Consider the following 19749-nt stretch of genomic DNA (forward strand, 5'->3'; position numbering starts at 1 on the left):
TAATACCAACTCTGATAAAACTACAAAAAATTATATAAAATGGTCAAAAAAAAGATAATTATTGGAATTACTGGTGCAAGTGGTGCAATTTATGCCAAAGTATTATTAGACAAATTGATGCAGATATCTACACAAATTGACAAAATTGGTGTAGTAATGAGTGATAATGCAAAACAAGTATGGGAATTTGAGCTACAGCAAAATCAATACAAAGATTATACTGTAGATTTTTATGAAAAAAATGATTTTATGGCACCATTTGCTTCTGGAAGCGCAAAATACGACACTATGATAGTCGTTCCATGTTCGATGGGAACTTTGTCTAGAATTGCACAAGGTACTTCAAATGATTTAATTACAAGAAGTGCTGATGTCATTTTAAAAGAAAGACGCAAACTAATTTTAGTAACTAGAGAAACACCTTTGAACTTAATACATATTAATAATATGAAAACAGTTACTGAAAGTGGTGGCATTATTTGTCCAGCCTCACCTTCGTTTTATCATATACCTACTACTATAGAAGAAATGGCAGCAACAGTTATAGACAGAGTTTTAGACTTAGCTGGTTTTGAATTAACTACAAAAAGATGGAATGAATAGAGATTAATCTTCGAATCTTAAGTGTTTTATAGTTGTAGATTTATCTTGCAATTGTTTTAATGCATCTATTCCAATTTTTAAATGTTCATTCACAAAACTTTTTGTTACTTCAGCATCGCTTTTTTCTGTTTTCACACCATCAGGTATCATTGGTTGGTCTGACACTAACAACAATGCACCAACTGGAATTTCATTTGCAAATGCAACAGTAAATATGGTAGCTGTTTCCATATCTATTGCCATCGCTCTAATTTTTCTCAGATATTCTTTAAATTCTTCATCATGCTCCCAGACTCTTCTGTTGGTTGTGTACACTGTTCCTGTCCAGTAGTCTTGCTCATACTCTCTGATAGTAGTAGAAATTGCCTTCTGTAAGGCAAATGATGGCAATGCAGGCACTTCAGCAGGAAAATAATCATTGCTTGTTCCTTCGCCTCTTATTGCTGCAATTGGTAATATAAAATCGCCTAATTCATTTTTCTTTTTCAGTCCACCACATTTTCCTAAAAACAATACAGCTTTTGGTTTTATAGCAGCTAATAAATCTAACATGGTTGCCGCAACTGGGCTTCCCATTCCAAAATTTATTATTGTAATATTGTTGGCTGTTGCGTTTGGCATTGGGTTGCTTCTTCCTTTTACTTCTACATTATTCCATTCTGCAAAAAGGTCTACATATTTTCCAAAATTAGTCAACAATATATATTCACCAAATTCGTCTAAAGCAGTTCCTGTGTATCTAGGCAACCAGTTTTCTACAATCTCTTCTTTCGTTTTCATGAAGTAAAATTACATATTCTACACATAAAACATAAAAAAATGATTTGAATTGTTGTAATATTGCACATATTTTGTTTATGACTAGTAAAAAAATACAATTTTTATTCTTAATATTCATTTTCCAGTATGTAGCTCTTTTCGGACAACAAGATAGAATTTTTGAAGTACCAAAGTTAAGTAATCAAGCTCAAGTTAGCTTACTAACAATTGGCTTAGGTACTGAAACATATCAATTGTTTGGACATACTGCAATTAGAGTAAAAGACAATAAACTTGGTTGGGATTTTGTATACAACTATGGAACTTTTGATTTCTCTGACCCAGATTTTTTAATAAAGTTCATCAAAGGAAAGTTATTATACTATGAATCTATTGATACGTATAGTGAATTTGTACAAGGCTACAGAGAACAAAATCGTTCTATCCACGAGCAAGTTTTAGATTTAGATTCTATTCAAAAACAAAAAGCATTTGAGTTTTTAACTATTAATGCTAGAGACGAAAATAAATATTACAAATACGATTTCTTATTTGATAATTGCGCTACTCGACCAAGAGATATTTTACTAAAGGTAGTCTACAAGCAACAAGTAAAATTTGAAGATGATGTTGATGATAAATCTACCTACAGAGCATTAATAGATAGACACAACACCAATGAATGGTTAGATTTTGGCATGGATTTATTGATTGGGTTACCAACAGACACAGAATCAGGATTTGGTAGAACATTTATTCCATATGAATTAATGCAATTGATTGATGGTGCAACATTAAATGGAAAGAAAATTGTAAAACAAACAAACGAAATCTTAGACACAGTACCAGAATATAAGAAAGTATCTTGGATAACACCAAGTTTGATTTTTTGGTTACTATTTATCATTTTACTTATACTAAGCACAAAAACACAGTTCAATTTAAAGCCAATTGGAATTATTTACTTTTCTATTTTAGGATTATTGGGTTGGTTGCTTATTTTTATGTGGTTTGGCACTGACCATCTTTCTACAAAATGGAATTTAAATATTCTGTGGACAATGCCATTAAACTTACCATTAGCATTGTTACTCATCAAAAAAGAGAAATCTAAATTTGTATTAAACTATATAAAATTTTATAGAATATTATTGATTTTATTGTTAGTTTTTTGGTTTATCAATCCACAACAATATCATATTGCAGTGTTGCCATTAATATTTATTGGAATATTATTAGCTTCAAAATTTATTCCAGTACCAATTCGTAAAACTTAGAATATTTTTTTTATTCTTTGCAATGCTTCTGCTAAATCTTTTTCATTACTGCATAATGAAATACGCACATATCTTTTTCCATTGCTACCAAAAATAAATCCTGGTGTAATGAATACATCAGCATCGTGTAGTACTTTTTCAGTCAACTGTTCTACATCAGTAATTGAATCTGGAATTTTTGCCCAAACAAACATACCAACTTGATTTGTTTGATAAACACATGACATTGTATCTAAAATTTGGTAAGCATAATATCTACGCATTTTATAAACATCATTTCTTTCAACATGCCATTCCATAGAATTGCTTAATGCTGTAATGGCTGCATGTTGTATAGGCAAATACATGCCACTATCTACATTAGATTTTACTTTTAATATAGTTTGAAGATATGCTTTATCACCAGCAATCATTCCTATTCTTGCTCCTGCTAAATTATGTGACTTACTCAATGAATTTAATTCTATACACACATCTTTGGCACCTTTTGCATGAAAAATAGACATTGCCTGTTCATGATTTAATATCAAGCTGTATGGATTATCATTACAAATTAGGAACTTATGTTTTTTAGCTTTTGCAATAATATGCTCGAATGCGGCTATATTTCCTTCTGCGCCTGTTGGCATATTTGGATAGTTAATCCACATTAATTTTATTTCATCTAAAATATTGTCAGAAATACTATCTAAGTCTGGCAACCAATTATTACTTTCATCTAAGTTGTAATAGATTGGTTCTGCATGCGCCAAATAAGTTGCAGATGTATACGTTGGATAGCCTGGATTTGGTACTAATACTTTATCTCCTGGATTTAGAAATGCGTGTGATATAAATGAAATACCTTCTTTTGAGCCTAATAATGGTAATAATTCATCATTAGTGTTAAAATCTACTTGATAAAAAGTTTTATAAAATTGTGCAAAGGCTTGTCTTAATTCAGCTATTCCAATATAACTTTGGTAGCCATGGTTTTGAAATTGTTGCGCAGAATTTACCAACGCATCTATTGTTTCAGCTGATGGTGGCAAGTCTGGATTTCCTATACCTAAATTAATAATTGGTTTACCTTCAGCTTTTAGTCTTGCAATTTCTTTCAACTTAGCCGAAAAGTAATATTCTTGTATGTGATTTAATTTGTTTGATTCTGGAATAATCATTAATAGTAGTATTTTATATTTGTATCTTTTCTGCTTGTTGATATACGCCCAACACTTTTAATGCTGAACAATATTTTTCAATTTCTGCAATCATTTTTAGATAAACATCGTAATCATCAAACTCTAAATCAGCGTACATATAATATTGCCATTCTTCGCCAATAATAGGTAATGACTGAATTTTAGTTAGGTTGATATTGTGTGTTCCAATTAATGTCAAAATTTTTGCCAAGCTGCCTGGTTCATGGTAAGCTCTGAAAGAAATTGATGATTTGTTTTTGATACTATCAGCATTATTTTTTGATGGAGACAATACTAAAAATCTTGTGAAGTTTCTTTTATGGTCGTGTATATCTTCTGCTAAAATATTTAGTCCAAAAATTTCTGCTGCTCTTTTACTTGCCACAGCACCTCTTCCAGATATTTCATCATTTGATATTTCTTCAGCACTTAAAGCTGTATCCGCAGATTCTACAAGCTGAATATCTGGATATTTTCTAAAAAAATTTCTGCATTGTAATAATGCAATAGGATGCGAATGCACTTCATCTAAATCGTCAATAGATTGATTGTGCAACGCCATCAAATTCATTTCTATTCTTAAAAAAACCTCTCCTATAATTGTCAAATCAGATTCTCGAAGCATTGCATAGTTGGGCAACAAAGAACCAGCTAATGAATTTTCGATAGCGCAAACAGCAAAATCTGCTTGTTTTTGTTGCATTACTGAGAATAATTTTGAGAATGATTCACATTGTATGGTTTCAATATCTTCTCCAAAAAATTTCACAGCAGCAATTTCATGGAAAGATGCACGAAAACCTTGTATGGCAATTTTTTTATTCATAAACCGAAACGCAAAAATACGAATTTATTTCTTATTTATGGGACAGAGCAGGTTGTTCTATTTAAACAAAATATCAAATGATAAACAAGTTCAGATTACAAACAATTCGTAAAAATAAAATTTGATGAAAAATATTTATCCTACTAAAATATATTCTTCTGATTTTACTAACTTTGACTAAAAAAATAGTACAAATGGCTTTTGTAGATTATTATAAAATATTAGGTGTAAATAAAACGGCATCGCAAGATGAAATAAAGAAAGCATATAGAAAATTAGCAAGAACCTATCATCCTGATTTGAATCCAAATGATAAAAATGCTGAAATAAAATTTAAAGAAGTAAATGAAGCAAATGAAGTACTAAGCAATGCTGAAAATAGAGCTAAGTATGACAAATATGGCGAACATTGGCAACATGGCGAAGAATACGAAAAAGCTCAACAACAACAAAGAGCATACCAAAATAGTCAAAACTATGGTGGCTATAATAATGGTAATTTTGGCGGTGGATTTGATGACAGTAGCTTTAGTGGAAATTTTGATGGCAATGAAGATTATTCTGATTTTTTTCAAAATATGTTTGGTGGCGCTGCTGGTGGCTATGGCAGAAATTATCGTGGTGGTGCATCTGGAAAATTTAAAGGCAATGACATTAAAGCTGAGATGAATATTAGCTTACAAGATGCCTATACAACACATCAAAAAACATTTGAAATAAATGGAAAATCTGTTCGTATCACCATACATGCAGGTGCTTATGATGGGCAACAAATTAAATTGAAAGGTTATGGCAATGCTGGTGCCAATGGTGGTCCAAATGGCGATTTATACATTACATTCAACATTACTCCAGATAATATATTTACAAGAAAAGGCGATGACTTATATATGAATCACTCAATTGATTTGTACACAGCAATTTTAGGTGGCGAAACTTTAATAAAAACAATGAGTGGAGACATAAAATTAAAAGTAAAACCAGAAATGCAAAATGGAACTGTGGTAAGACTAAAAGGTAAAGGTTTTCCAGTTTACAAAAAAGATGGACAATTTGGCGATTTGTACCTTACTTATCAAGTATTGCTACCTACAAACTTAGATGAAAAACAAAAAAATCTTTTCGAACAACTAAAAAATTCATGATTATGACAGAAAGAATATCATGCGAAGAAATAATAAGCATCTACAACATTGAAATTACATTTATCAATGCATTAGAAGACTCAGGACTAATTCATCCAGAAATTGAAGATGAGATAAAATATATTTTACACGATGAACTCACAGATTTGGAGCGTTTCGTGAATTGGCACTATGAAATGGAAGTAAATATGCCAGGAATTGAAGTAATACATAGATTAATTACTCAAATAGAAACACTACAACAAGAAAACAGACGCTTATTAAAACAAACAGAAATTAGCTTAAATGAATTTATTGATATGTAAATAAGTTCAGACTAACAAAACATATTATATGTAAAAAATTTTGTTTCCTCTTTTTTATATAAGAATAAATTATTATATTTAATTTATAAAACTAAAATTATGAGCAAAACAAAGAAACAACAGACAGCAAAAAAGCCATCAACAAAAAAAAGTGTAAATGAAGCTTCAATTAATTATTGTGGTATTCCAATTGCAACACCCAGAACATTTGATAGCACTGTAAACGCTGAAAGAGCATCATTTATAATTGCAAATGACAAGTATTGGGCAAATGGAACTGACCTGAAATTCTACTTTATGGGCGGTACTAATTTACAAAAAGAAACTGTACGCAAAGCTTTTAAAAGATGGAAGAATGTAGGCATTGGCATAACATTTACTGAAGTGGATATCGCAGAAACATCGCATATTAGAATTTCATTTGATCCAAATGACAGCAATGGTACTTGGTGGTCTTATGTTGGTAGAGATATCTTAGACATAAGATTACAAGAAAAAACCATGAACCTTGGTGGCAATTTCAATTCAGACTATGCATACACAGCAACACTTCATGAAATTGGACATACGTTGGGTCTAAAACACGAACATCAAAATCCGAATTCTGGCATTGAATGGGACAAAGACAAAGTATATAGTTATTTTCAGACATCAAATGGATGGAATACAAGCAAAGTTGACAGTAATATATTAAACAAAATTAATAATGTAACTGGTAGCGCTTGGGATAAATTATCCATTATGCATTATTCTTTCCCAAGTGGATTAATTCTAAAACCAAGTGAATTAAATAAAACTGGCATTTCTATCAATTGGGATTTATCACCGAACGATATTAAGTGGGTTAAAAGCACATATCCTGGAAAAAATATAGAAGTACTCAAAGATATTGCATCGTATAAACCTGAATTTGTAACAGCACCAGCAGGAAGTCAAGATACATTTGTATTTAAACCTGAGTACAGTTCTAAATACCAGATTATGACACATGGTAACATGGATAGTGTAGTGGTAGTCTTCCAAGAAGTAGGCAATGGCGTAGAATATCTTTCTGGCGATGACAATAGTGGTACACCAAATGGCTCTACGATAGAATTAAGATTATTAAAAGGTGTTACCTATAGAATTGCTGTGAGAGTAATGTTTAGAGAAAGAACAGACAATACAATTCTTTTAGTTATTCCAACTTCATAAAGACAAAGAAGATATTTAGATTTTTTGATATAGCTGTATTTCTTTTAGATACAGTCAGGTAAAACTGTATCTGAAAAATGATAGAATACAGTCAAATATTTTAATTAATAATTGTATATTTAAAGCAAGAAATATATAAACTACTAATCATAAATTTAGATCATGGAAATATTTGAAAGCTTAGATGCACTACTCAAAACATTTTGGTTCATTGCCATTCCTTCAAGTTTAATTTTTATCATACAATCTATCATGACTTTTGTTGGCGCTGATGCTGGTGATGGTCTACATGCAGACTTTGATGGCAATTTGAGTGATGACCACGGTCCTTTTCAACTTTTCTCCTTAAGAAATTTAATCAACTTTTTATTAGGATTTAGTTGGACAGGAATTTCATTTTATACAACAATTACAAACAAAACATTGTTGATACTTTTGGCAACTGTAGTAGGAATATTATTTGTCTTTTTATTTTTCATCATCATTAGGCAAGTACAAAAACTAGCTGAAGACAATTCTTTTAAAATTGAAAACACACTTCATAAAACAGCAGAAGTTTACCTAACAATTCCTGAAAACAAAACAGGAAAAGGGAAAATAATGATAAGTGTTAATGGTGCTTTCCACGAATTAGAAGCCATGACAGAGAAAGACAGCATACCATCTGGTAGTGTAATAAAAGTAATAAAAATAGAAAACAACAATATATTAATCGTAGAAAAAATTTAATTAAAAATCATGACACCAATCATTATTATCGTAGTAACAGCAGTCGTACTTTTTGTAACCATTTCAGCATTAGTAGCAAGATACAAACGTTGTCCATCAGACAAAATATTAGTCATTTATGGTAGAACTGGTGGTTCATCTGCAAAATGTATACATGGTGGTGGTGCATTTGTGTGGCCAGTTATTCAAGATTATGCTTTTTTAGATTTAAAACCATTATCTATAGAAGCCAACCTTACAAACGCATTGAGTAGACAAAATATTAGAGTAGATGTACCATGTCGTTTCACGATTGCAATTTCTACAGAATCTGATAGTATGAATACTGCAGCAGAAAGACTATTGGGCTTGTCCTCAGAACAAATACAAGAACTAGCAAAAGATATACTATTTGGTCAATTGCGTTTGGTGATTGCCACCATGACGATTGAAGAAATCAACTCAGACAGAGATAAATTCTTAGACAACATCTCAAAAAATGTAGATAGTGAGTTGAAAAAAATTGGGTTAAAACTCATCAACGTAAACGTTACAGACATCAAAGATGAGTCTGGCTATATTGAAGCATTAGGTAAAGAAGCTGCAGCAAAAGCAATTAATGAAGCAAAAATAAGTGTTGCAGAACAAGAGAAAATTGGAGAAACAGGAAAGGCATTAGCAGATAGAGAAAAAGACACACAAATTGCAGAAACACATAGAGATAGGGATGTGAAAATTGCCATCACCCAAAAAGACAAAGAAATAAGCATTGCAACTGCCATGAAAGATGAAACAATTGGTAAAGCAGAAGCACAAAGAGATACAAGAGTTAAAACATCAGAAGCCAATGCAATAGCTATAAAAGGAGAAAACGAAGCCAAAATTGCCATTGCACAATCTGAGGCAATACGTCGTGAAAAAGAAGCAGAAGCGCTAAGAATAGCCTTAGCATCTGAAAAGGTACAACAAGCAAAAGCCTTAGAAGAATCATACGTTGCAGAACAAAAAGCAGAGTTAGCACGTTCAGAAAGAGAACGTTCTACACAAATAGCCAATATTGTAATACCAGCAGAAATTGCAAAACAAAGAGCCATTATTGAAGCACAAGCATTTGCAGAAACCATAAGAGAAAATGCAAAAGGTGAAGCAGATGCTATTTATGCTAAAATGGAAGCTGAAGCAAAAGGTTTATTTGAAATTTTGACAAAACAAGCTGAAGGTTATAAAGAAGTGGTAGCAGCAGCTGGTGGCGATCCAAACAAAGCATTCCAATTACTATTGATTGAAAAGCTACCAGAACTTGTAAGAACGCAAGTTGAAGCCGTTAAAAATATTAAGATTGATAAAATTACGGTTTGGGATTCTGGCAATGGACAAAGCGAAAACGGCAACTCTTCTACTGCAAACTTTGTTTCTGGAATGATGAAAACTGTGCCTCCACTAAATGATTTATTTAATATGGCTGGACTAAATTTGCCAAGCTACCTGAAAGGCGCAGAAGAGCAAGTAAAAGACAACACCGACAAGAAAGACAATACTGCTGATAGTTAACAGCAATAGATTACTTTAGCTGTAATTTTGCTTTTTTCTTGATAACATTATTTGTTGGAAATTGCCTTGGAAAAGGCAATTTCCAAAATCTAAGTAATAATGAGATTACCACTTTCGTGGTAATGACAGTAAAGCTATTTCTTCTTGATGAAAAAGTGTATTTACTTTCTTTGTCTTGATACAAGAGTGTTACATTTACTTTTTTTCTTGATAAAATATGTGCATTTACTTTCTTTGTCTTGATACAAAGAAAGTAACAAAGAAAAATCAAGGCTTACGAAAAATTACGCTAAAAATATTCGTCTTCGCTAAAAGTTTTTAAACTTGTTCTGCTTCTTCTAAGCAGAACTTCAAACACCAAAACTTTCTTTACGCTCGACGTTTATTTTCTTAACGCTATTTTTATGATGCCGATTTTTATTTTTTATCAGTAGTATGTTTAGTAATTTAGAGATAGTCCTGCTCCAAAGCCCATATCGCTGTCGTAATGTGTTCGTACACGCAAAAAACGATTAATAATATAACTTAAATCAACCATATATTCTTTATCAGTATTTACCATAAAGCCTAATCGTAGTCTTTTGCTAATTGGTATATCTTCGCGCATAAGTTGTAGTCTTACAATTCCATCATGAAATATTTCTGCTTGAAATACTATTAACATAGGCAATGTGTAATTGAATCCTATACTTGCTGCAATTCGATTATCTTTTTTGTTGGTTTGTCCAAAGATATTTTTCTCTCGTTCATCCATACCCATTTTTCTATAACGATAATCAAAACCAACAAATGGCATAAACCATTGCATTCTTCCAACATATCGCCCAATATGTGTTCCTATTTCGTAGCCATGCATATTGTTATAACCTAAACGCCACTCTGTACCTATGCTCCATCTAGTATTTTGAAGCATCATCATTCCATCGTTTCCGTTACTTGCAAAATCGTTTTCTGCCATAAAATGAAATTTTCTATCATCTGCAAAAAGTTTGCGTTTTGCTAATTTTGGATTTGGAATTAATGGATTTGGTGCTTGGTTTTCATAACTAAATACTCTTCCCATTCCGCTCATCATATGGTAAAGTATATGACAATGGAAAAACCAATCGCCTTCTGCATTAGCATTAAATTCTAAAGTATCAGTTTCCATTGGCATAATGTCCACAACATTTTTTAATGGTGCATTTTCTCCTTGTCCATTTAGCAAACGAAAGTCGTGACCATGTAAGTGCATTGGATGACGCATCATAGAACCATTGTATAAAACTATTCTTACATTTTCTCCTTTTTTTATTAAAATTTTATCTACTTCTGATACTACTTTATTATCCAAACTCCAAACATATCTATTCATATTGCCTGTGAGTTCAAATTTTAATTCTTTTACTGGTGCGTCTTTTGGAAGTGATGTATTAGTGGTTGATTTCAACATTGCATAGTTTAGCGTTACAATATCACCTAATGCATTTGCATTATATCGATTTGAGTCATTGTCCATATCCATACCTTTCATTGTCTTATCTTTCTTCTTAATTGCTTCGCCTGTAATTTCAGGATACATTACCACATTCATATCCATTTGGTTCAGACTCATTTTCATTCCCATATCATCAAGTTTCCCACTCATTTTCATCATATCATTCATCATCTTCATACCTTCAAAATATTTTAATTTTGGTAGAGATGACTTTAATTGTTTGATTCCATTTCCGATATAGTATGATGCTGAATTTGTTCTATCTTCAGTTGTTACTAAGAATTCATAAGCTGTGTTTTCTGCTGGAATGGTAACAACAACATCGTATGTTTCTGATACAGCAATAATTAATCTATCTACTTCCACTGGTTCTACATCATTACCATCGTTGGCTACAACAGTAATTTTTCCGCCAGCATAAGTGAGCCAAAAATAGGATGATGCACCACCATTAGAAATTCGTAGACGCACCTTATCTCCTGCTTTTAATTCTTTTCCGTCAATACTCTTTATTTCTGTGTTAGGATTTCCATTTATCAATATCTTCTCATAATACACATCACTTACGTCCATTGCAAGCATTCGCTTCCATTCATTTTTTAGTTTTGTTTTAAAACTTCCAGCTTTTATTGCCTCTGCATAACTTTGTACGGAATTCTTTTTCAATGCTGGATAGTCATTGGCATTGTGCAACATTCTATGAACATTTTCTGGTTTTATATTTGTCCATTCACTTAAAATTATTGGAATAGTTGGCAAATCATCAATACCTTTTCTAAATATATTATCATCTGATTTTTTAAGCATTATAAAATTGCCATACATTCCTATTTGTTCTTGCAATCCAGAATGTGAGTGATACCAATGTGTTCCATTTTGTATAATTGGAAATCTATAAATATGTGTAGTATTTGGTTTAATTGGCATTTGAGTAAGATTGGGTACACCATCTTCCTTATTAGGCAAAAACAAACCATGCCAGTGCAAAGAAGTTTCTTCTTTGAGTAAATTATGCACGTGAATTTCTGCTGTATCTCCTTCTGTAAATACTAAAGTTGGCATTGGTATTTGTCCGTTTACAGCAATAGCATGTTTTTCTTTTCCAGCAAAATTTACAATTGTATCTTTTACATAAAGATCGTATCGAACTACTTTTTGTGCATACATAATTTGAGTTACGCTAAGCAATAATACTATAGGTAACAGTTTTCTTAAAAGTTTATTTTGAATATCCATTTTATTTTTTCATTTCAAAATTATTTAAATGGCAAGCTTTAGCTTTCCTCTACTTTTTATTTTATAGTTTCTACTACTTTACCACAACTCAACATTTGTGAACCATAATATGGGTTTTTTACTACATTTTCTTTGCTTATCCAGTTGGCTCCATTACCATCATTATACATTGGGCAATGTTGATAATAAACTGGTTTTTCTAGATTTGAAGCTTTCATCAATGTATACATATTTTTTGATAGTGCCATAAAATAGTCTCTTTGTTTTGAAACATCTTTAGTAGCTGAAATATTTTTTGAATCTGTTGCTAAAGCTTTCATTACTTTCATCCAAATTGTATGTTCTTCTGCGCCTAGTTTTTCCATTTTTACTGCATTTATTGCTGTGTTTAGTTCTTTTGCATTAGCTGATGCTTTACTGCCATCTGTTTTTACTAAGGCATCTTTTAGTATAAAATAGTTATCAAAAACGGCTTTTAATTGTGGTACTTCTTGAACTGGCGCAATTGGTTCTACTTGGTTGTGAGCTGAATGGTCTTCTTTTACTTCTGTTTTCGCACTATCAACTTTTACAACGCTTATAGTAGTGTCTACATTAGAAATAGTTTCTTCCTTAATTTCAGTTTTTGCTACTCTTTCATATTGACAACAGTCTTTTAGTTTTGCATACACATCATCTGGTGCAAGAAATTGGTCGCTGTCGTATCCTGCTAGTGCAATTCTTTTTAGAATTTCGTCTTGATTGGTTTTTGTGCTATCAAAAGTAATTAAAGCTAATTTTGTGTCTTTGTTCCAATCTACAATAGTTGTGTTTTTAATATTGCCTGCTTTTTCTATGGTACTTTCGCACATTTCGCAATTTCCATATATTTTTACAGTTGCTATTTTTGCATTTTTGATTTTTGTATTGCATGCTGTAATTGATAATGATATACTCAGCATTATTAATAAAATTCTTGATTTCATTTTAATAAAATTTAGGTGTTTAAAAATAAAAGTTTGTTTTGTGTAATTGTATTATTTGATCTGATATGAACAGACCATTGGCTGTCATATAAAAATTAGCCTATTTTGGGTGGCTGCCAAATGTAATTGTAACCATCTGAAAGATAGTTTTCTGTGTAGATTGTTTTTGTATTGCTTGTTGCTGTAGAATAAGATTTGTTTTCAATTTCTGTACTATATCCTATGACGAATGCAAAATTGCTTGTTGGGCAATTACAGTTTGTATTGTTGCATTTTCCATTACATGTATTTTTGTCTTTGTCATTTTTAGTTTTATTATTGCAACAACTATTTTTACTATCCTTATCGGATTTTTCATTTTCACAACAAGAAACTTCTGCTTTGGTCGATTTTGTTTCACATGAGCATGCTTGCGTTGGTTTAATTGAGAAACCAAACAATACTATTATTAATATGAAAAATCGTATTGTCATCTTTTACTATGTATAAAGATAGCATTTTTTGATTAAATTTATATTACTTAGAATTTATCCTTAGTATATAATTGTTAAAAGAACTTAAGTGTATTGTATTACTTTCTTTGTCTAGATGGAAAGAAAATAACAAAGAAAAATCAAGTTCAAGCTGAGGCACTTTGCCATGCTCTTGGCTTCAGCTCGAAAAATCTTACTTCTTTAAATCATCTTGTTGGTTTTGTTTGTGCTTGTTTAGTGTTTGTATTATAACATAAATATCTTGCTGTGTCTTTTTTTGCACGATGATTTCAGCCGTTTCGATTTTCCTTCGCCATGTGCTGACGCTTGAACGTTCTTTATGCAAAACTTTCTTTACGCTCGACGCTTATTTTCTTAACGCTATTTTTCTAATGCCTTTTTTTATTTCTTATATCAGATTATGATTTCAGTCGTTTCAATTTTTCTTCGCCACGTGCTGACGCTTGAACGTTCTTTCTATTTTTGATGAAATTGTTTAATGTCATTGCCTTGAAAAAGGCAATCTCCTAATTCTAATTAATAATGAGATTACCACTTTCGTGGTAATGACTGTAAAGCTATTTTTTTATTGATGAAAAAGTGTATTTACTTTCTTTGTCTTAATACAAAGAAAGTAACAAAGAAAAATCAAGGCTTACGAAAAATTACGCTAAAAATATTCGTCTTCGCTAAAAGTTTTTAAACTTGTTCTGCTTCTACAAAGCAGAACTTCAAACACCAAAACTTTCTTTACGCTCGACGTTTATTTTCTTAACGCTATTTTTCTGATGCCATCGTAGTCGTCACACATGCCTATGTCACATTTTAGAATTATATGCATTAAATATACATTAACGAAAAAAATTAAGTAAAAAAATGTATATACTTGCATTATGTTGAATTTTGATGAGATTAAACAATTAGGTGCACACGAACGTCTTTCTTATTGCAATACAAAATATCCTATTATTCTTGTTAGTGGATTAGGGTTTCACGACCAAAATAAAATTATAAATTATTGGGGCTTAATTCCTGATTTCCTAAAAGCACATGGCGCCGATGTGTACACTGCCAACCAACAGGCTTTCCTTAGCATTCCAGACAATGCTATAAAACTTAAATATAGAGTTTTAGATGTACTAGACAAAACAAAATCTGATAAAATAAATATCATTGGGCATTCAAAAGGTGGACTTGAAGCAAGATATATGACTAGCAAATTAGGCATGCACGATTTGGTAGCCAGCATTACTACTTTAGGCACACCACACAGAGGTACACATTTAGCAGATATTGTGTTAGGCAAAATTCCAATTCCAAATTTTGCATTGTCTAGGTTAGTCAATATCTATGCAAGAATAATGGGCGATGATAGACCAGATAGTATGCGTGCTGTACTACAAGTTACTACGCAACTTATGAAACATTTTAATGAGGAAATATTAGATATTGATGGTATTTATTATCAAAGTTATGCTGGACATATTAGCAAAGAATATCCAAGTACACTATGGCGAACCCTAGCAGGAATTATAAAACCATATGAAGGTAAAAACGATGGTATGGTTGGTGTAGAATCTGCAAAATGGGGCGATTATAAAGGCATTATACAAACAAAAGAAGCAACAAGTACATCACATGGAGATATGATAGGTTTAGCACAATTTATGGGCAACAATAAATTTGATGCAAAATCATTTATGGCAACTATAGCTAATGGCTTAAAAGAAAAGAAATTGTAATTTCAACTAAAATTAATACCATAGCTAAATGCAATACAGATATTTTTAGCTATATTGATATAAAATTATGGCGAAAAATAACAAAAACTATATTGAAACTATTTTAGACAATAGCCAACTCGACAAATACATCAAAGTATTTCCTAATAAAGTTGGTTCTCAAGGCTTTGATGCTTGGGGTTTCAACATTAGAAATATGAAAAGCTCCATACAATTTATTAAATTTTTGTATGAAACTTATTTTAGAGTTGAAGCTTTTGGATTAGAAAATATACCAAAAAACGGCAGATGCTTAATTATTCCAAATCATAGTGGACAACTACCTATTGATGGTATGTTGGTAGGTTATGCAATGATTACTAACGATCTTGCACCAAGAGCACCAAAAGCAATGGTAGAAAGATTTCTACCTACAGTACCATTTATTGGCAATTGGCTAAATTCATTAGGTGCTGTAATTGGAGATACTGTAAACTGTGAGCGTATGTTGGAAAACGAAGAAGCTGTTGTTGTGTTTCCTGAAGGAGCAAAAGGCTCTGGAAAAACTTTCGACAAAAGATATAAGCTACAAAGATTTGGAAATGGTTTTATGTACTTAGCCATGCAACACAAAGCACCAATTATTCCAGTAGGTATCGTAGGTTGCGAAGAATCTATTATCTCAGTTACTAATATGCCTTTGATTGCTAAACTATTTTCAATGCCATATGCACCATTAGTAATACCAGCAGTATTGCCAGCAAAAGTTTTTATCTATTTTGGCGAGCCTATCTATTTTGAAAATGATGTACATTCTGAACATGATATTAAAGAACGTGTAAACATTGTAAAAGCAGAAGTAAAAAAATTAGTTGACTTAGGATTAGCTAAAAGAAAATCAGTATTTGAAAAATAAAACATGAGCATATAAAACATGAGTGTAAAAAAGAAAGTGATGGTAACAGGCGCAGCTGGTGCCTTAGCCAAAAAGGTAATTGATAAACTAAAAAAAGATTATAAGGTAATTGCTGTAGACTTTAGAACTAAAGTAGACTTGGGCATACCTGTTGAAAGCTATAAAATAGATTTTAATAAAAGAATATTTGAAGATATTTTTAGAGAACATGAATTTGATGGCATTATACATTTGGGTAGAATCGGTGCGCACGAAATGAATAGACATACGCGCTACAATGCCAATGTAATAGGTACACGCAAGCTATTTGATTTAGCTAAAAAATACAATGTAAAAAAGACCATCGTATTATCTACTTATTTTGTGTACGGTGCATCGCCATACAATCCATCATTATTGGATGAGAAAACACCATTAAAAGCATCAGAGCTGACAATGGACTTAGTAGATAGCGTGGAATTGGAAAACTTATCAAACATATACTTATACAAATATCCTGAGCTAAATATAACGATACTAAGACCATGTAATGTTGCTGGTCCAGGTGTTAGAAATACATTTTCGCAATTATTTTCAGATAGAAGAGCGCCAGTAGTTTGGGGATTTTCGCCATTGATGCAATTTATACATATTGATGATATGCGTGATGCTATTGTAACATCGTTTGAGCAAAACAAACCTGGTGTGTACAATGTAGCACCAGCAGATTATATTGCCTATCAGGATGCGGTAAAAGAAGCTGGATGTAATGCTGTACAAATTCCATCGATACCACCAGCACTTACTGAAAGAATTTCTAAATTTTTAAATTGGAGAACCTTTCCACCTTATCTCATTAACTATTACAAATATCCAGTAATTATTGATGGTAGATTGTTTGAAAAAACATTTAATTTTAAACCCAAACATTCTTTAAAAGAAATTTTTAATTATTACAAAAACTTAAAATAGAAAAGCCCAACAAGGCATAGTATTTGATACGAATAACAGTAGCATGAAAAGAACAACAACATTAATTATCATAGGCATCTTTAGTATTTTTGTAATACTATCGTGTGCTGTAAATCCAGTAACTGGAAAAAAACAAATCAACTTCATGTCTGAATCGCAAGAAATTGCAACGGGCAAAGAAAGTGACCCAGCAATTATTGCACAGTTTAGCTTATATCCAAATGATACCTTTCAAAAATTCATTAACCAAAAAGGACAAGAAATGGTAAAAGTTTCTCATCGTCCAGATTTGCCATTTCAATTTAGATTATTAGACTCTGATGTATTGAATGCATTTGCTGTGCCTGGTGGCTATGTCTATTTTACACGTGGTATAATGGCATATTTTAATAATGAAGCACAATTTGCTGGTGTATTAGGTCATGAGATTGGACACGTAACAGCAAGACACTCTGCACAACAATATACTAAGCAAATGCTTAGTCAAGTTGCTTTAGTTGGTGGAATGATTTTCTCTGAAAAATTGAGAGGCATGTCTGAACAAGCTATGCAAGGCATGCAATTATTATTCTTAAAATTCTCTAGAGATGATGAAACTGAATCTGATAAATTGGGTGTGAACTATTCATCGTCTATTGGCTATGATGCTAAAGAAATGGCTGATTTTTTCAATACTTTAGGTAGAGCATCTGGTGGCGAAGAAGGAAGAGTACCAGAATTTATGTCTACGCACCCAGATCCAGGAAATAGGTATGTGAATGTAAAAAACTTAGCTGCTGAATGGCAAAAACAAAAAGGTGTAACCAACTTAAAAGTAAATAGAAATGAATATCTAAAAATGATAGATGGCTTGGTGTATGGCGAAGATCCAAGACAAGGATATTTGGATAAAACAACAAATATCTTTTATCAGCCTGAAATGAAATTCCAATATCCAATACCAAAAGGATGGCAATATCAAAACTCTCCTACTCAAGTACAGGCTGGTTCTGCTGATGGAAATGCAATGCTTACACTTACTTTATCATCGCAAAAAACACTGCAAGCTGCAGCTGATGAAATCATTAAAGGATATCAATTAAAATTATTAACGCAAGGTACAAGTACAAAAATAAATGGATTGGATGCTTATCATTTTATTTCTCAATATGGTGAAGCACAAACAACACAACAAACTACATCTACTCAACAGCAGCAAGTTTTGGCAGTACATACAACTTTAATTTCGTTTAACAACAATATCTATGTTTTCCTTGGTCTTACTGATATGAAATTATATGACCAATACAAAGCAAGTTTTGTAAGTGCTACAAATGGTTTTAAACAAATTACAGATGCTAAGAAAATAGATGTTAGTCCTGAGAGAATAAAAATAGTACAAACGAATGCGCAATATACATTAGCACAAATATTATCACAACAAGATATGCCTACGGCAAGACATGAAGAATTGGCTATCTTAAATGGTATGAATACAACAACTGTAGTACCTGCAGGAACATTAATTAAAGTTTTAACTAGAAAAAAATAAAGAAACATGGCACATCAAGATTTGGCACCTAAAGAATTTTTAGCAGCATATAAAAACAGTGATAATGCTGTATTGATAGATGTAAGAACACCAGCTGAGATTGAAGATATTTCGATAGATGGGCATTTGGCAATAGATATACAACATCCAAGCTTTATAGAGAAAATTGGCGAGTTGGATAAATCTAAAAACTATTATGTGTATTGCCGTAGTGGCAACAGAAGTGGACAAGCTTGTAGATATATGACTTCTCAAGGATTTACTGGCGAAATTGTGAATTTAAAAGGTGGCATGCTAGCTTGGGTAGAAACAGATTTTGAAGATTAAGCTATATGTTAGATTTTAATCAAGAAATTATTCTTGAAGATAGCAAAGTAATTTTACGTCCGCTTGTTGCTAATGATATTGATGCTTTAAAAGTTATTGCTTTTGAAGATAAGATGTTATTACAATATTCTCCAAATCTGATTTACAATGCTGATTTATTAGAAAAATACATTAAAGATGCATTGGATAGCAAAGCCATGCAATCAAGATATCCTTTTGTGATTATTGATAAATATAGCAATACAGTTGTTGGTAGCACAAGTTTTTGCAATGTATCTAACTATGATAAAAGATTGGAAATTGGCTATACATGGTTGGGCAATGCCTACCAAAAAACTGGCATCAACAGACATTGTAAGTACTTGATGTTGGATTATTGTTTTAATGTTTTGAATTTTGAAAGAGTTGAATTTAAAACAGACGAACGTAATGAAAAATCTAGGAATGCACTTTTAGGTATTGGTGCAAAAGAAGAAGGTATATTAAAATCACATACTTTGATGTATGATGGCTATCGTAGGAATACGGTGTACTATGCTATACTACAACATGAATTTGCAAATACTAAATTGTATAATTGGTATAAGAGTTTGTAGGTAGATA

The 19749-nt window shown here is 31.8% G+C and carries 19 protein-coding genes; 13 read left to right on the forward strand and 6 right to left on the reverse strand.

All coding sequences use genetic code 11. The features are described 5' to 3' along the window. Positions 1-39: 39 nt before the first annotated feature. The gene (locus IPK18_01605; GenBank protein ID QQR98259.1) at positions 40-603 is read left to right on the forward strand and encodes a UbiX family flavin prenyltransferase; all 564 of its coding nucleotides are present in this window, start codon (positions 40-42) and stop codon (positions 601-603) included. A gap of 3 nt (positions 604-606) precedes the next feature. On the opposite strand, the gene IPK18_01610 is transcribed toward IPK18_01605, so the two are convergent. Then, positions 607-1383: an AMP nucleosidase gene (locus IPK18_01610; protein ID QQR98260.1), complete on the reverse strand. Its 777-nt coding sequence runs from the start codon at positions 1381-1383 to the stop codon at positions 607-609. Positions 1384-1460: 77 nt separating this feature from the next. Between IPK18_01610 and IPK18_01615 the strand changes: the two genes are divergently transcribed. Beyond that, positions 1461-2639: a DUF4105 domain-containing protein gene (locus tag IPK18_01615; GenBank protein QQR98261.1), complete on the forward strand. Its 1179-nt coding sequence runs from the start codon at positions 1461-1463 to the stop codon at positions 2637-2639. Here IPK18_01615 and IPK18_01620 read toward each other — a convergent pair. Together IPK18_01620 and IPK18_01625 are read right to left on the reverse strand one after the other, a co-directional pair. Beyond that, positions 2636-3799, reverse strand: coding sequence for an aminotransferase class I/II-fold pyridoxal phosphate-dependent enzyme (locus tag IPK18_01620; protein QQR98262.1), 1164 nt, complete (start codon positions 3797-3799; stop codon positions 2636-2638). The genes IPK18_01615 and IPK18_01620 overlap by 4 nt on opposite strands. A 13-nt stretch (positions 3800-3812) precedes the next feature. Then, complete coding sequence (locus IPK18_01625) at positions 3813-4646, reverse strand: prephenate dehydratase (protein ID QQR98263.1); 834 nt, start codon at positions 4644-4646, stop codon at positions 3813-3815. 194 nt (positions 4647-4840) lie between these two features. Here IPK18_01625 and IPK18_01630 point away from each other — a divergent pair, with 194 nt between their 5' ends. The 5 genes from IPK18_01630 (at position 4841) to IPK18_01650 (ending at position 9549) form a co-directional block, all read left to right on the forward strand. Further along, positions 4841-5791: a J domain-containing protein gene (locus IPK18_01630; GenBank protein ID QQR98264.1), complete on the forward strand. Its 951-nt coding sequence runs from the start codon at positions 4841-4843 to the stop codon at positions 5789-5791. A gap of 2 nt (positions 5792-5793) precedes the next feature. Further along, complete coding sequence (locus IPK18_01635) at positions 5794-6096, forward strand: MerR family transcriptional regulator (protein QQR98265.1); 303 nt, start codon at positions 5794-5796, stop codon at positions 6094-6096. Positions 6097-6195: 99 nt separating this feature from the next. Next, the gene (locus tag IPK18_01640; protein QQR98266.1) at positions 6196-7290 is read left to right on the forward strand and encodes a hypothetical protein; all 1095 of its coding nucleotides are present in this window, start codon (positions 6196-6198) and stop codon (positions 7288-7290) included. Between the two features lie 162 nt (positions 7291-7452). Beyond that, a complete protein-coding gene (locus IPK18_01645; GenBank protein ID QQR98267.1) occupies positions 7453-8019 on the forward strand; it encodes an NfeD family protein in 567 nt (188 codons plus the stop codon). A 9-nt stretch (positions 8020-8028) separates the two neighbouring features. Then, positions 8029-9549, forward strand: a complete 1521-nt coding sequence (locus IPK18_01650) for a flotillin family protein (protein ID QQR98268.1) — start codon at positions 8029-8031, stop codon at positions 9547-9549. Between the two features lie 439 nt (positions 9550-9988). Here IPK18_01650 and IPK18_01655 read toward each other — a convergent pair whose 3' ends face one another. The 3 genes from IPK18_01655 to IPK18_01665 all read right to left on the reverse strand — a co-directional run bounded on the left by IPK18_01655 (position 9989) and on the right by IPK18_01665 (position 13700). Next, positions 9989-12262, reverse strand: a complete 2274-nt coding sequence (locus IPK18_01655) for a multicopper oxidase domain-containing protein (protein ID QQR98269.1) — start codon at positions 12260-12262, stop codon at positions 9989-9991. 56 nt (positions 12263-12318) lie between these two features. Beyond that, positions 12319-13227 (reverse strand): DUF3347 domain-containing protein, encoded by a 909-nt coding sequence (locus IPK18_01660; GenBank protein QQR98270.1) that lies wholly within the window; start codon positions 13225-13227, stop codon positions 12319-12321. A 95-nt stretch (positions 13228-13322) separates the two neighbouring features. Continuing rightward, positions 13323-13700, reverse strand: a complete 378-nt coding sequence (locus IPK18_01665; protein ID QQR98271.1) for a hypothetical protein — start codon at positions 13698-13700, stop codon at positions 13323-13325. A gap of 893 nt (positions 13701-14593) precedes the next feature. Between IPK18_01665 and IPK18_01670 the strand changes: the two genes are divergently transcribed. The 6 genes from IPK18_01670 (at position 14594) to IPK18_01695 (ending at position 19742) form a co-directional block, all read left to right on the forward strand. Next, a complete protein-coding gene (locus tag IPK18_01670; protein ID QQR98272.1) occupies positions 14594-15442 on the forward strand; it encodes a hypothetical protein in 849 nt (282 codons plus the stop codon). 67 nt (positions 15443-15509) lie between these two features. Then, complete coding sequence (locus tag IPK18_01675; GenBank protein ID QQR98273.1) at positions 15510-16337, forward strand: acyltransferase family protein; 828 nt, start codon at positions 15510-15512, stop codon at positions 16335-16337. 18 nt (positions 16338-16355) lie between these two features. Further along, the gene (locus IPK18_01680; protein ID QQR98274.1) at positions 16356-17288 is read left to right on the forward strand and encodes an SDR family oxidoreductase; all 933 of its coding nucleotides are present in this window, start codon (positions 16356-16358) and stop codon (positions 17286-17288) included. Between the two features lie 43 nt (positions 17289-17331). Further along, positions 17332-18819, forward strand: a complete 1488-nt coding sequence (locus IPK18_01685; protein QQR98275.1) for a M48 family metalloprotease — start codon at positions 17332-17334, stop codon at positions 18817-18819. A gap of 6 nt (positions 18820-18825) precedes the next feature. Next, positions 18826-19146 carry a rhodanese-like domain-containing protein gene (locus IPK18_01690; protein QQR98276.1) on the forward strand — a complete coding sequence of 107 codons (321 nt, stop codon included), beginning with the start codon at positions 18826-18828 and terminating at the stop codon, positions 19144-19146. A gap of 5 nt (positions 19147-19151) precedes the next feature. After that, the gene (locus IPK18_01695) at positions 19152-19742 is read left to right on the forward strand and encodes a GNAT family N-acetyltransferase (GenBank protein ID QQR98277.1); all 591 of its coding nucleotides are present in this window, start codon (positions 19152-19154) and stop codon (positions 19740-19742) included. Positions 19743-19749 lie beyond the last annotated feature (7 nt).

It is taken from the genome of Sphingobacteriales bacterium, assembly GCA_016699615.1.
Taxonomy (GTDB): Bacteria; Bacteroidota; Bacteroidia; order Chitinophagales; family JADIYW01; genus JADJSS01.

Coding starts and splice junctions, on each gene's coding strand:
- IPK18_01605 (QQR98259.1), top strand. CDS start 40: ATGGTCAAAAAAAAGATAATTATTGGAATTACTGGTGCAAGTGGTGCA.
- IPK18_01610 (QQR98260.1), bottom strand. CDS start 1,383: ATGAAAACGAAAGAAGAGATTGTAGAAAACTGGTTGCCTAGATACACA.
- IPK18_01615 (QQR98261.1), top strand. CDS start 1,461: ATGACTAGTAAAAAAATACAATTTTTATTCTTAATATTCATTTTCCAG.
- IPK18_01620 (QQR98262.1), bottom strand. CDS start 3,799: ATGATTATTCCAGAATCAAACAAATTAAATCACATACAAGAATATTAC.
- IPK18_01625 (QQR98263.1), bottom strand. CDS start 4,646: ATGAATAAAAAAATTGCCATACAAGGTTTTCGTGCATCTTTCCATGAA.
- IPK18_01630 (QQR98264.1), top strand. CDS start 4,841: ATGGCTTTTGTAGATTATTATAAAATATTAGGTGTAAATAAAACGGCA.
- IPK18_01635 (QQR98265.1), top strand. CDS start 5,794: ATGACAGAAAGAATATCATGCGAAGAAATAATAAGCATCTACAACATT.
- IPK18_01640 (QQR98266.1), top strand. CDS start 6,196: ATGAGCAAAACAAAGAAACAACAGACAGCAAAAAAGCCATCAACAAAA.
- IPK18_01645 (QQR98267.1), top strand. CDS start 7,453: ATGGAAATATTTGAAAGCTTAGATGCACTACTCAAAACATTTTGGTTC.
- IPK18_01650 (QQR98268.1), top strand. CDS start 8,029: ATGACACCAATCATTATTATCGTAGTAACAGCAGTCGTACTTTTTGTA.
- IPK18_01655 (QQR98269.1), bottom strand. CDS start 12,262: ATGGATATTCAAAATAAACTTTTAAGAAAACTGTTACCTATAGTATTA.
- IPK18_01660 (QQR98270.1), bottom strand. CDS start 13,227: ATGAAATCAAGAATTTTATTAATAATGCTGAGTATATCATTATCAATT.
- IPK18_01665 (QQR98271.1), bottom strand. CDS start 13,700: ATGACAATACGATTTTTCATATTAATAATAGTATTGTTTGGTTTCTCA.
- IPK18_01670 (QQR98272.1), top strand. CDS start 14,594: ATGTTGAATTTTGATGAGATTAAACAATTAGGTGCACACGAACGTCTT.
- IPK18_01675 (QQR98273.1), top strand. CDS start 15,510: ATGGCGAAAAATAACAAAAACTATATTGAAACTATTTTAGACAATAGC.
- IPK18_01680 (QQR98274.1), top strand. CDS start 16,356: ATGAGTGTAAAAAAGAAAGTGATGGTAACAGGCGCAGCTGGTGCCTTA.
- IPK18_01685 (QQR98275.1), top strand. CDS start 17,332: ATGAAAAGAACAACAACATTAATTATCATAGGCATCTTTAGTATTTTT.
- IPK18_01690 (QQR98276.1), top strand. CDS start 18,826: ATGGCACATCAAGATTTGGCACCTAAAGAATTTTTAGCAGCATATAAA.
- IPK18_01695 (QQR98277.1), top strand. CDS start 19,152: ATGTTAGATTTTAATCAAGAAATTATTCTTGAAGATAGCAAAGTAATT.